Raw genomic sequence first — 13,874 nt, forward strand, 5'->3', positions numbered from 1 at the left:
ACGTTTCAGGTATGCTATAACTCCTCCATCGGTCGCCGACGGCCATGCATCTCCTGGAATCAGTTGATCTGCAACCGCTTCCAAAATTAAAAGAAGCTCGCTCGAAATATACTCTTGATCGTCAATCCTCATCGAACCTMCACCACCCATTGGCTTTTAACAGCAGCGTCTTGACTCATCCTCATGCACGCCCCTCCTTTATTTGCACAACGATACCTTACCAGCTTGCTTCACGCAGTCCCCAAGTTCTTATTAAATATAGCTTCATTTCCATATTATACTTTTCACTGAGTTGTTCAAGTGTTTTTCATTCTTAGTTCATTCAAAAATATCAGAATACTAGACTTGATAATCAAATTTATAGCAAAACAAAAAACCACCGTTTTTGAGAACAGTGGCTATAGTTTTAAGTTCGAATAAACCCATAAAATAGTGCTCGTCTGGATGTTAAAGCGCATATACAGCTAACGAATGGATGCCGACTTTGCCGAAGTAGATAACATAATTAGAATACGTACTGCCAGACAAAGTAGTAATCGGATGTTGTTTACAAATTAACTAATCAGATGTTATTTGTTCTGCATACTCGTTAAATCCATACCTCTTGCCTCTAAGCATGCTTAATTACAAGCATGTTTCCCGCATCAATGATAATCGGCGGTTCAAAATGAATCCTATCTTCTACGATGATATAAACCAAACTAGCATCGCCTAATTCGATTTGTTTAATCGTTTCGATTCTATCTTCGGGTAATCCAATCGATTTTACGACCAGCTTGCCGCCCAGTAATTGCAGCTGAGTCTGTGTCTCGCTTTGCTCGTAGACGCCCCAGCCCATGTCAAGCGACCAAAACGTACGAAACTTATCCACATCCGACTGAACAGGTTTGAATCCGATCATGCCTTCGACCATGTCATATTCGAAGCCGCTGAAGGCTTGCAGCAAGGAGTAACTGGCCATAGATCTCGCGTAGTTGCTGCCGCATTCGATCTCGTTCCACGGATTGCGTTTCTCGCCGTCGTAACGCTCCCGGATCGCTTGAACAATGGAAACCCCCTCATCGATGAAACTCTCTTGAATCATGTGCGCAGCCGCTTGGTATTCGAAGCCGGTCATCGTCTCCGAGTTATAAGTCAGCGGAATCGCCGGCTTATGTCGGCCCTCTGGCCAAGTGCAGATCACGAGTCCGCCCTCGTCGTTAAGAGAGTACAAGCGCCAAGTATTCGCTTCCCGCCTCATGCTGGATTTGAAATTATACCGATACAACGACTTCAAAGCTGTACGCATCTGTTCCTTATCGAAAATTTCGCCCAAACCGCATAAATTAGCGTGCCATTGTGCAATGACTTGGTCAATGGCGCAGCCTTCCCCAATCTGGTATTTGATTTCCCCTCGTTCATTGTTCCAATACGTGCTGACGGTATCCGTGTCGAATTTATCGAGCAGCGATTTATCCGATAAATCGAYTTGTTGCACGTAGTACTCGCCATTGAACAGATGCTCGTCGATCCATCGTTTCCCCGATTGAAACAGGCTGTCAAATTCGTCAGCAGTTTCACTCTCACCCAAGAATGCCGCCATCTCCGCTCCCGCTTTAAGGGCCGCTAAGTAAAATCCGCTCAGCCAAGCATTCGGTCCGTATAGCTCCATGTCAAGAGTGTGATGCTGCCTGCCCGACAATACGCCCGTTTTATCTGGATCCCATTTGTCCTCGTTAGTATCGGCCCAAGCGTACGTAATGCTTTGCTTGATTTCTGGCCAGACGGACGTAAGCCACTCTGTATTGCCCGATATTTTCCAATCTCGATAAGCTTTAATAACACCGCCGAATTGTCCATCCGCGCAAGCACGGGAATCCATCCGCTCGCGTCCGAGCGGGAGCATTAACCGGAATGACATTCTCCCGTCTTCGCGTTTGTTGTATTTAAAATCTAAATCCCGCATGCTGCGCTCTAAGCGTGGGAACAGGAAGGGAAGTGCATAAGCATAATTCCATACATGCGTACAGGAACCTTCGCAACAGCCAGCATCTTCGATGCTGCCTTCGAATCCATAGAAGGAACCGTCGGTTAGACGAAGTGTTGTTRCCGTTTTGACCACGGATAAATTTGCGGACACCGCATCCTTGATGACATCGGGCACAGTCGATGAGAACAACGCATCTTTGAACCTTACGGTCTCACTGTAAAGACGATCCCAATGGTCAAACGCATATTTCGCGCATGCGCTGGAATCCTCAAACAGCGTCGCATAATAATTTTTCCAGCTGTTAGAGCCTAACGGATTGGGATTCCAATAGTTCTCCACGTTTGGAAAGTTCCAACTGATCGTGAATCGAATCTTTTTCTTCTCTCCGGGCTTCAGCTCAATATGAGCGGCAAGTGATGCCGTGTCTTTGCGTACCAAAGGCGGCTCAGTCACGGGATACTGACGATTTTGCAAATGTCCTTGCTGCGTGAAATCATGCCAGAACATCTCGAGATTGTCGCACCAGCCGCCGCGATACCAGAATTCTTGGTAGCTGACATCTGGTGCATCAGTTGACAGTGTGATATCGCCGAACTGAGCGAGCGCATCGTCATGCTGGTCAGAGCTTAGCTTAATCATGTGTATGCATTCGCCTTCGGTGCCTTCCATCATGCTGTATCGGTGATTTACCTTTTCCGTCGGAATGGGGTTGCCAGCCGAGAGGCATAACGTGTATGCAATCGTTTCATGATTTGTATTTTCAACTTCCCACTCAAAAAAAGCCGCGGGAAGACTAGAGTCATCCTCTTGGAGCGGTATGAACGGATTAAAGGCCACTAATTCGACGCGCCCGGGGAAATCGATTTCCGCGAATGACATGCCTGCCAACGGGAATTCGCCCCTGAACTCCACTTCCCGAAAATGCGGCATACCCGCCATCGTCTGGCTTTCTGGTCCGAATCCGTATCCGCTATGCAGCGGTGCGCCGCGAAGATTTTCACCGACGTAAGGCGCTTGCAAATCGCCGTTCAACACCCGCGCATCCAGTACTTTACCCTCCCGCTCCGCCTTTATTGCGAAGTGGCTAAAACCGTTGAAACTCTTCTTGTTCGGACGGTTGAATATTTCCCAGTCCACCAACCGGCCATTGCCTGCAAGACCGATGCTTCCGCTGCCGATTCCTCCAAGCGGAAAACTTATTTCCCTCATTTTAGTACCCTTATACGCCTTTTTCATGCTTATTACCTCCCTTAAGATCATGGTATACTTGAACAACAATCTACCTTCATCTTAATGGAATATAAGCTTTAATCCTGTATATATAAGATCTATTTTTTATGTATAAAACGATTATTTATAATGAAAGAGGCAGATTACGATGAGATTAGAGGACTACGCCATCGCTCCCTATGTTCGCGAATCAGATTATGCGATCCGTCCGCCCTTTTTCCTTGGCGAGYGCAATTTGCTGGATTATATCATTTTTTACGTGCAGGAGGGTTCGTTTGAAATCGAGGTCAACGGTAACGTTCATCTCCTGAATGCAGGAGATCTCTGTTTGCTTCAGCCCGGAGACGTACATACAATCAAAGGCATTACCGATACGATCAATCCTTACGTGCATCTGGATTTCTTTTATAATCCAGAGAAGGATAAGAGCTTTATCACGCGACCAGGACAATTGGACATGTCCCCCTACTCCACCTATTCACAACCTAGATTGCATGAATGCGATTCCTTACTCATTCCATTTAAACTTAAAACTCCGCACTCCGTTAAGCTGCGTGACCTCGTCTTCAAGATCATCGAATGCTGGCAGTCACAAACCTATCTAGGCATCATGGAAGCCAATCAGCTGGCTTATGAATTTCTGACCGTGATTTTCAAAAGTTATATGAAGCCACAAGCTGCCTCGTCATCTCGTCGTCCTTTCTTGAACTGGATTACGTCATATTTAGCGTTTCGAATCTCAGAACCTATCAATGTTAGCGATATGGCCAAAAGAGCAGACCTTTCTCCCTCTCGATTCACAGTACTATTTAAGAAACAATTCAATATGACACCTTATCAATACTTACTGAACTTGCGTATCCAGCATGCTCAGGAGCTGTTGAAGGAAGGCATGTCCCTTCAGCAGACGAGTGAATATTGCGGTTTCACTGATGTTCATCACTTATCCAAAACTTTCAAGTCCATAACTGGGGTCAATCCCGGTTATTTCAAAAGGAACTATGATCAGGATCGACGTCATTAACTACATTTGCCGTCCGTCCGTACCAATCTTTTTCTTTAAATTGAACCTTTATCCGGTTTTACACCAATAAATACTGGCAAGCTTTTTACGAGCTGGCCTTCCCCAATCTCTCTCGGAAAAAATGCTATGAAGAGATCGGATTTGCCCACCCTTTTTCCTGTAAACGAAAGCTGAAACGAATATCCATTTTGATTAAAACTGTCCATCCACTTACGCATGAGACCTAGCTTGGCAGCTGTCTCTGGATTCATCATCTGTATATACCCATCAGGAAAGGACATTTCTGGATATTCATAGCGGTATCCTTTAATTTGCGATAGCTGCTCCATCCCCGACTGTTTTACTTCGAACTCATACGGCTGCGGTTCACTGTTCCATTGACGCCGGGTATGGGATTGGTTCGACGTGCAAATCAGAATCCCCGGTCCTGGTTCAATTAACCTCTCTTCAAGAGCCGTCCCCCAAAGCAGCACATCAAGTCCAGTAAAGGCTTGCCCTTGATTAATTAGGCCGTATAAAACCTTTGACGAAATGCCAACATCCCCTGCTGCGAAGGAGTTCCAGCTTGAGAATGCCAGTTTGGGTGCATTGATTTCTTCAACATGATCTGTGAAGCGAATCTTGCTGCGCAAATGAAGTACCTTCTTATGTTGGTTAAAATCTGAATCCGTCTCATAACCCCGCATTGCCGCTTCAGTTGGAATATCCAGCAGCTCCGCCGCCAGCACCAGCGCGTCTTCAGCAAAGACCCTTTCTTTCTCCCAAATCGCCTTTAGTTCGGCAGGGTTCACACCAGGTGAACAAACCTCAGCCCATTTTGAAGGCAGCCCGTTCCGTTTTCGGGGACGACTCCCCTCGAACATCTCATTAAATAGATCCAAGTCATTGATTATCGTATCGGCCATCCTGCCATTTCGGTACAGACGCATGAAGAGCAAGTCGCTATCGTGTACGAGGGAACCAATAGCAGGCACTCCAGCAGATGCCGAGATGGAAGTGCCAAGCGTGTCCATCGCATCCATGTCCTGTTCGTCAAGTCTTTGGTCGTAGACGGAAATCCACCGATCAGAGGAAATCTGCAAAATAAGGGAGCGGTCAACCGATTCAGCGTTGTCTGTTTCCTCATATTCGTCCCCTACCAGCCTATTTCTTACAGCAAGCACCAGTTCTTCGAGCAGCTTTGTGCTATCCTGCACACCGGTGAAAACCTGGATATTTGAAAGAAATGTACCCATTATCCACACTCCTAACTTAACTTTTCAAGCCCATTCACGTAATTATCCATTTATTTTAACACATATTGGAATTAAGCCTAGAGTCCATTCTTAAAGTTCTGTAAAACAGAATGATCGAATCTAACGTTTGTTGACTATAGTATCAAGTTTGTTATCTAGAAGCATCAAATCCTCCTATTATACAATGAGCTTAACAAGTGCAACACATCCGAGAAGACACCGAAAGGAGTAAAAGGCATGAAATCGACAGTTGAACTTCAAGATAAAAGAAAGCGCTTACGAATTCGTTGGCACAAGCAGGATACGGAACTCACCCTCTTGGCATTGCCTACAACGATATGGTACATCCTGTTTTGTTTCTTACCTATGTTCGGGATCATTATTGCCTTCAAAAACTTCAAAATTAGCGGCGGGTTTTTGAGCAATGTATTTAATAGTCCTTGGGTAGGCTTCAAAAACTTTGAGTTCTTATTCAAGTCAAATGACGCTTGGATCATTATTCGAAACACCATTGGATACAACATTATTTTTATCGTTCTAGGTATTGTGTTGCCCGTTCTCTTCGCTATTATGATCGGGCTGCTCCACAGCCGCAAAGCAAGTAAAGTCTATCAAACGATGATGTTCCTCCCTTATTTCTTATCTTGGGTTGTCGTATCTGCTGTAGGCTGGGCGTTCCTAAGCTTTGATAAAGGGATTCTTAATCAATTGCTCGTCAACATGGGCGGCGATCCTGTTAACTGGTACATGGAGCCGGCTTACTGGCCGTACATTCTAATTCTCTTAAATGTATGGAAAGGCTTAGGTTATGGCATGGTCATTTATCTGGCAACCATCACAAGCCTTGACAGCACGTACTATGAAGCAGCTGTAATTGATGGCGCTTCCATTTGGCAGCAAACACGCTTTATTACATTGCCTATGCTCAAACTCGTTATCGTCATGCTGTTCATTCTGTCAGTTGGACGTATATTCTACACCGATTTCGGCTTGTTCTTTCAGGTCACGCGAGATTCCAATTCATTGTTTAACGTGTCTACCACCATCGATGTCATGGTGTATAAACAACTGAAATCCGCTACCTTAGGAATGGCAGCTGCTGCCGCATTCGTACAGTCCGTTCTGGGTTGTGCAACTATTCTAATCGCTAATTGGATTGTTCGCAAAATCGATCCAGATAGCGCGATGATGTAAGGAGGTAAGACCATGTCAACGAGAAGGACTTACGAAACAGGCCTTGAGAAATTCAACCGTACAAGCAACGTTGTAAACCTATTTTTCAACCTGATCTTTATCGTCTTGGCGCTGATCTGCGTCATACCCGTAATTGTAGTGCTATCCATTTCACTTTCCAGTGAGGACTCCATACGTGAGACAGGATATCATATATTGCCGGTTGCATTATCAGGCGAAGCATACGCTTATGTGATCAAGCAAGGAACGATGATTTTGCGAGCGCTCGGCGTATCCGCTCTTGTTACGGTGGTTGGTACTGTGCTCGGTATATTTCTTACCACCTCCATGGGCTATGTCCTTTCTCGCCCAAACTACAAACTGAAGGGCTTTCTAACTTGGGTCGTTTTCATCCCCATGATATTCAATGGCGGTCTGGTTTCCAGCTACTTCATTAATACTAATCTATTAGGACTAAAAGACAGCGTCTGGGCACTTATTCTGCCGCTTGCCGTCTCTTCATTTAACGTTATCATTTGTAAAACCTTCTTTAAAAGCACGATTCCTGACGGGCTGATTGAATCAGCTGAAATTGATGGTGCGAGCCAGCTGCGAATCTTTTTCTCCATCATTCTGCCGATTTCCTTGCCGGTCATTGCAACCATTGGACTATTTCTCTGCTTCTCTTATTGGAATGACTGGTTTCAATCGATGTTATACATCAATAACCAGAACCTATATTCTTTGCAGGCACTGCTTAACAGCTTGATGAGCAATGTCGATGCGCTTGCCAAAAACGCTGCAAGTATGGGCGTTAGCTATGCCGTGCTCGTCGCAACGATGCCGAAGGAATCTGCCCGCATGGCTGTAGCGATTATCATTGTTCTGCCTGTAGCCTTCGCCTATCCGTTCTTCCAGAAATATTTCATTTCCGGGTTAACGATTGGCGCAGTTAAAGGATAATCAACGAAATAAACCAAGCTTGCTTGGTTTATGATAGATCACTGTACAACGCTTACGGTGACACAACTTCAATAAGGGGGAAATGAAATGAAGAAATCTTGGAAGTTCATCTCTACGCTTTGTATTCTCACACTACTGGTGAGTGGCTTAGCAGCCTGCTCCGGCTCAAACTCTCCAGCTGCAACAAATGCTCCGTCAACGACAGACGCACCAAAGGACAGCGAAACACCAAGCAAGGATATTCCGACACTCATCTGGTGGACGATCGGCGGCCAAGTGCCTAATAACTTCGGCAAAGCGATTGATGCCATGAATGAATATACAGCGGAAAAAATTGGTGTGAAAATTGACATCAAAGTAGCCAGCTGGGGTGAATGGGATACCAAAATCAACACAATTGTAAATACTGGCGAACCCTTCGACATTATGTTCACAAACAGCGGTAAATACAGCAAGCAAGTGGCTATGGGAGCTTTTGCCGATATCACTGATTTAGTTCAAAGTGATGCGCCTGACTTATACAAATTGATTCCTGAAAAGGTTTGGGATGGCACAAAAATTGGCGGCAAATATTATTCCGTTCCTACTTATAAGGATTCGGCACTAACGCAATATTGGGTGTACGATGATAAATACGTGCAAAAGTACAATATTGATATCAACAACATCAAAACCCTGCAGGATCTTGATCAACCGCTTCACAACATCAAGTCCGGCGAAGGCAAGAGCTTCTACCCATTGCCGATGACGCAAGGTGAAGGCTTGAATGGTTTCTTTAACAATTATGATGATTTAACACTAGGCTTCACTCCAGTTGGCGTAAAAGCTGACGATGCATCACGCACGGTTGTCTCTGTTCTTGAACAGCCTGATGTCATAGCCGATCTGAAGCTCCTGCATAAATGGTACCAAGATGGCATCATCAACCCAGATGCTCCGACTAAAACAGAGAATGAAAAAGGCAGACCATTCTTTGCAGCCCAGGCTTTTCCAGGTGCAGAAGTAAGCTGGCAAATCAATGATGCTGTTGAAAAATATGATATGGTTCAACACTTTGGCCCTATTTATACAACAAGCACGATCCAAGGCTCCCTGAATGCGATTTCTGCGAATTCGAAATATAAGAAAGAAGCATTGAAGTACCTCGAATTAGTCAATACTGATCCAAAACTACGCAATATGCTTGCATTCGGCGAGCTAGACGTAGATTACAAAAATGTGGATGGCGAAAAGGTTATCGAGCGTACTTCTGATACTTGGCCGCTGGCTGCATACTCCCAAGGTACATTCTTTAATCTAGCAGTTACCAAAGGTGCTCCTGAGGATCAATGGGATCAAGTTAAAAAGCTGAATGACGCAGCGACATCCTCCACTGTGCTAGGTTTCGCACTGGACATCAGCAATCTTCAGACTGAAGTGGCAAATTGCCAATCCGTATGGGATAAATACAAATATGAACTCATTACAGGCGCATCCGATCCGGAGAAAATGATTCCGAAAATTACTGCTGAATTAAAGTCCGCTGGCATGGACACGATTATGAAAGCGGCTCAAGAGCAAATTAATAACTACTTCAAGTAAGTTAAGTAAGTTAAATAAGCATCCCCTATTGAGTCACTCTGTATGGGATGCTTATTTCTTGCTATCTATGAAGCTTCGCTTAATCATGATAAAGTGGTATGGAAACCACTTGCTTTAAGGCGAGCTGCTGCAATTGAGGTGCCATATGAGCTCTTTTTTACAAATCAAAATTTATCGTTACAAGTTTATTGCCTATGTCGTCTTTGTCGTAACTATCGGACTCGCTCTTGGYATTCTGACCTGTGTCATGCTGCTGAATCAGTGGGTTGGTGATGCTCGTTTAGAGGCTGCAAATGCGTTCGCAGGTGTAGAGAATGAGCTGCAGTACGATGCTGACCGAATTGAGGCTTACATGCAGCGTATATACTCCAATCATAGTCTAATGGAAGATGCTCGCAGCTTTTTGAACAGCAGTGTTGAAGGCTATTTAACCAATAGTCTGCAAAACAGCGAGTTCTCACAGCCGTTGGTATCCTTCCCAGAGGATATTAAAACCTACCTGTACAGCTGGGCGCAGGGTGAAATTACGCAGGTTAGTCTGCATACCAATCAGTATAGCAATGTTGTACGCTTTAACGAAAACGGAATTGCAAGCTTCATATTCGGTCTTCCAAATACAGACGAAGCTTTTCACGATACGATTCTAAAAGGCTTCGTATATCGCAAGAAACTATCGGATACATCACTGGGCTCTAAGGAATTAGGGGAGCTGCGCTTCTTGGTCAGCAGCGATCAAGTCTTTAAATCTATACAAAATTATCGTTTGGGAAAAGCTGCTGCAGTCAGTACCTCTGGTGAGGTCTACCTTATCGGCAGCGGGCAGGATCAGAAATTAGAGGAATTATCGCGTCTCGCAGCGGCGAATGGACGCAGTCATGGCGTTATTTCACAGGGCTTGTTCAAGCATATATTTTATATTACCTTTCCATCCACCAAGTTCAATTTCAAGTTCGTTAGCATCGTTGATTTATCCATGCTGATTAAGCAGCATGCCAGGATGCTGCTTACCATCTTTCTGATCGTAATAACGACCATGATAAGTGTACTACTGCTCATTGTGTATAATATGCGGGATGATTTCCGCTTCCTGCACCGCATTATTCAATCGATTGGTCGCGTGAAATCAGCTAATTTCACACCTAATCGCCCTGCTCGTTATCGTCGAAATGAATACGGCATGATTGCAAGGGAACTAGATGATATGATTCAGCAGTTAGATAAGCATATCCGCAATGAATATTTACTTAAACTAAAGCAGCAAGAAACCGAGATGAAAGCGCTTCAGAATCAAATCAACCCACATTTCCTTTATAATACGTTAGAGGTCATCCGCTCCACTGCTTTAGTTAATCAGGACAGAGATACCGCTGATGCCATTGCTACCTTAGGGGCGCTCTATCGCGAAATCGTCAAAAAGGAAAATATTATTTCGATTGCAAGTGAGCTGGAATTGTTGCAAAAGTACTTAGAAATTATGGAGTTTAAATATCCAGAACGTTTTTTTTATCAGGTCAATGTAGATCCTGCGCTCCTCTCGATCCCTACCGTAAAGTTCTGGATGCAGCCTTTGGCTGAAAACTTTTTCATCCATGGCTTTAGCGCAAGCAACGAGTTTAATTTGTATATCGTTAACGGCTGGGAAGCTGAAGATTATTATGTATTGGAATTTGTGGATAATGGGCGTGGTATTGGGGCGGAGCGTTTAAATGCAGTGCGAAGCACAATATCCAACCAGGATGATACTTCTTCCGAGAGTATCGGTTTGCGCAACGTCTACACGAGGCTGCACTTCTTTTACGGGAAAAGCTTTTTTATAGAGATTGGAAATAATGAGGAAGCTGGAGTTAAGATTTCTGTACGGATTCCAAAAGAGGTGATTGAACATGTACAAACTGCTGATAATGGATGATGAACCACAGATTTTGGAGGGGATGAAGCGAATCCTCGACTGGAAACAATACGGTTTCAGTCGAATAGATACGTGCGAATCTACGGAAGCCGCCATGTCCAAGGTTGTAGACCTGCTGCCTGATGTCGCTATTTTTGATGTCTGTGTTGGCAAGGATCTTGGTTATGAAACGATTCATAGACTTAATGAGCTCCAAATCCCTACCAAATATGTGATTATGAGCGGCTATAGTGAATTCAAGTATGCCCAAGAAGCCATTCGCTGTGGTGTTAAAGACTATCTGCTCAAGCCATTAGATCGTACAAAGCTGCAGCAAGTGATTGAGAAAATTATTGTTGAGGATCTCCATGGTACGATAGGTAATGCTAGCTGCGAGAGCCTGAACAAGGACCCGGTACTCGGTGTAAGTTATGACAGCTTATCCAAGCTGGTTAACCGCATTTTGCTCATGATCAAGACGGAGTATGCTCAGAATATTACTTTAAAATCAGTGGCAGAACGTTTCCAGATGAACAGTACCTATCTCGGACAATTATTTCTTAAAGAATCCGAAATGAAATTTTCAGAATATCTAATGGCTTACCGTATGCTGCTCGCACAAGAACGAATTCAATCGACAGATGAGAAAATTTCTTCTATCGCCCTTTCCGTCGGCTACAACAATCTCAATTATTTCTATACACATTTTCAAAGCTTTTTCGGAAAATCTCCCTCTGATCTGCGGGGAAAAGGTTAACAACGAACTCGGCAGAAAGGCGGATATCGATGCAAAAGCGCTCTAGATACAGATATATCTTCATAACATTCAGTATTATACTGCTGCTCACAGCGTATACAACCGGTTGCTCCCTGCAAGCTAGCAAAAACAACAATGATAAATATCATGGGGACACGGTAAATCTGATCTATTACACAATTGGAGAGCCTGACAAAGATCTGAAGCTCGTAAATGATAAAATCAATGAAATTATGGCTCGTAAAATTGGCGTGACCATCACCTATATTAAGGTTGGTTGGCAGGAGTATGAGGATCGGCTGAACACGCTCATATCCGCAGGTAGCCCGTTCGACATTGCTTTTGCCCCCAACTATGCAACTACCGCTATGCGCGGCGCATGGCTGAAACTTGATGACTATCTTTTGAGTCTAGGTAAGGATTTGTACGACACGATTGACCCCACCTTCTGGCAAGGGGTACGAATGAATGATGGAGGCATTTATGGTGTACCGACCAATAAAGAGCTGGCTGTACGTGATCATTGGATGTACCCTGCTTCGATCGTAAAAAAGTACAATATCGATATCACCAAGTATAATACGCTGGAATCGCTAGAACCATTGCTCCGGATGATTCAGCAGAATGAACCATCCTATATACCAATGGAATTAGATCGGGATTCACAAAATTTCTTCGCTCTCTATGGCTACGAGTATATTTTGAATCATAAAGTTCCGTTAATGGTGAAATCACTGGACCCTAACTCTAAGGTCGTGAATATTTTTGAAACAAAGGAAGCCCGGCAGATATTAGACACAATGCGACGGTATTATAAAGAGGGCTTCATTAACAAGGATGCTGCACTGCGGGAGCCTGGCGGACTTAAGCGTGGGGATCAGGTATTCTGGAAATCCTCAGGCGGCGGCCCACTCTCGGATACGAATTGGAGTAAGGATCGCGGCTACAAGGTTGTATCGAATCCTGTAACCCATAGTGTCGTCACTACGGAATCCGTCCGTGGAGGAATCATGGCTATTAATGCCAACACCAAGCATCCTGTTGAGTCTATTAAGTTTCTGAACCTGCTTAATACAGACCCTGAAATACGAAACCTATTTAACTATGGAATTGAAGGATTGCATTACACGCTAGGTGAACATGGGCAAGCGATCCCCATTCCCGGCAAAGACAGCCAAGGCAACCTGATCCCGGATGCACCAGCGAGCTATGMAGGAGTACAATATACACAGGGTAACTGGTTTATCTTGAAAACTATAGGCGGCGATAACCCGGAACCGCTCGATAAGTGGGATCAATTCCGCAAATACAACGCTGAAGCAATCAAGTCCACCATTCTTGGCTTCACGCCTGATCTATCTAAGCTGACCGCCCAAACCGATAACATCGAGATGATTTGGAAAAAATACTATCCAAGCCTTATGACCGGTACTGTTGATGTTGACACAATCCTCCCCAAATTTAACGAGGAGCTAAAACAAGCAGGTATCGAAGAGGTGCGAAACGAAATACAGAAACAGTTGGATGAGAAGCGAAGCGCAAAGAGATAAGTGCTATAATGCCTCCCACATCCAATCAGCGAACCGATCCCCACAGCCTACTATTGAATATGTACTTGAGCGGAAAAGGCAGCCGATATCGGCTGCCTTTTGTCATTCTACTATTTTACTTGGTAAAACTTACTTTATTTTAACGACTACCTTTCCTTTAGCCCTTCCGCTTTCAAGGTATTGAAAGGCTTGCCCTGTATCTTTAAAATCAAACACTTTATCAATAACCGGAATAATGTGACCCTCTTCTATAAACTTCTTAATGATCTTTAATTGCGCTCCGTTTGGTTTCATAAAGAGGAAATGATATCTCGTACCGCTTTTCTTCTCTAGGGCTGTAATTTTACGGCTCACAATGGATAGAACGGCCGTCTTCAACCAGCCTAATTTTGCTTCTTTGCCAAATCTGGAGTTGGGCAAGCCGGAGACCGATACTATTTTACCGTTTGGTTTCAGTACCTGGAATGATTTTTCCAATGCTGTCCCACCTAAGGTATCGTACAC

The 13,874-nt window shown here is 44.3% G+C and carries 10 protein-coding genes; 7 read left to right on the forward strand and 3 right to left on the reverse strand.

Translation table 11 applies throughout. The features are described from left to right. Positions 1-610: 610 nt before the first annotated feature. On the reverse strand, positions 611-3,205 hold the full coding sequence (locus AC1DSE_RS18260; protein ID WP_477527995.1) for a GH116 family glycosyl-hydrolase: 2,595 nt from the start codon (positions 3,203-3,205) through the stop codon (positions 611-613). 142 nt (positions 3,206-3,347) lie between these two features. Here AC1DSE_RS18260 and AC1DSE_RS18265 point away from each other — a divergent pair, with 142 nt between their 5' ends. Beyond that, on the forward strand, positions 3,348-4,223 hold the full coding sequence (locus AC1DSE_RS18265; protein ID WP_477527996.1) for an AraC family transcriptional regulator: 876 nt from the start codon (positions 3,348-3,350) through the stop codon (positions 4,221-4,223). A gap of 35 nt (positions 4,224-4,258) precedes the next feature. On the opposite strand, the gene AC1DSE_RS18270 is transcribed toward AC1DSE_RS18265, so the two are convergent. Next, entirely contained in the window at positions 4,259-5,458 is a 1,200-nt protein-coding gene (locus AC1DSE_RS18270) for a hypothetical protein (RefSeq protein ID WP_477512288.1), read from the reverse strand. A 237-nt stretch (positions 5,459-5,695) separates the two neighbouring features. Between AC1DSE_RS18270 and AC1DSE_RS18275 the strand changes: the two genes are divergently transcribed. From AC1DSE_RS18275 to AC1DSE_RS18300, 6 genes are all read left to right on the forward strand, one after another. Continuing rightward, entirely contained in the window at positions 5,696-6,652 is a 957-nt protein-coding gene (locus AC1DSE_RS18275; protein ID WP_076270575.1) for an ABC transporter permease, read from the forward strand. Between the two features lie 12 nt (positions 6,653-6,664). Continuing rightward, a complete protein-coding gene (locus AC1DSE_RS18280) occupies positions 6,665-7,594 on the forward strand; it encodes a carbohydrate ABC transporter permease (protein WP_076270576.1) in 930 nt (309 codons plus the stop codon). 87 nt (positions 7,595-7,681) lie between these two features. Further along, positions 7,682-9,175 (forward strand): ABC transporter substrate-binding protein, encoded by a 1,494-nt coding sequence (locus tag AC1DSE_RS18285; protein WP_477512289.1) that lies wholly within the window; start codon positions 7,682-7,684, stop codon positions 9,173-9,175. Between the two features lie 145 nt (positions 9,176-9,320). After that, a complete protein-coding gene (locus tag AC1DSE_RS18290; RefSeq protein ID WP_477512290.1) occupies positions 9,321-11,084 on the forward strand; it encodes a sensor histidine kinase in 1,764 nt (587 codons plus the stop codon). Next, positions 11,059-11,820 (forward strand): response regulator transcription factor, encoded by a 762-nt coding sequence (locus tag AC1DSE_RS18295; protein WP_076270578.1) that lies wholly within the window; start codon positions 11,059-11,061, stop codon positions 11,818-11,820. The genes AC1DSE_RS18290 and AC1DSE_RS18295 overlap by 26 nt, the downstream gene beginning before the upstream one ends. Before the next feature lie 29 nt (positions 11,821-11,849). After that, positions 11,850-13,370 (forward strand): ABC transporter substrate-binding protein, encoded by a 1,521-nt coding sequence (locus AC1DSE_RS18300; RefSeq protein WP_477527997.1) that lies wholly within the window; start codon positions 11,850-11,852, stop codon positions 13,368-13,370. A gap of 129 nt (positions 13,371-13,499) precedes the next feature. Here the strand turns inward: AC1DSE_RS18300 and AC1DSE_RS18305 are convergent. After that, on the reverse strand, positions 13,500-13,874 hold a 375-nt coding region (locus AC1DSE_RS18305), incomplete at its 5' end, for a zinc-binding dehydrogenase (protein ID WP_477527998.1).

This window comes from Paenibacillus sp. 01L418 (genome assembly GCF_056400045.1).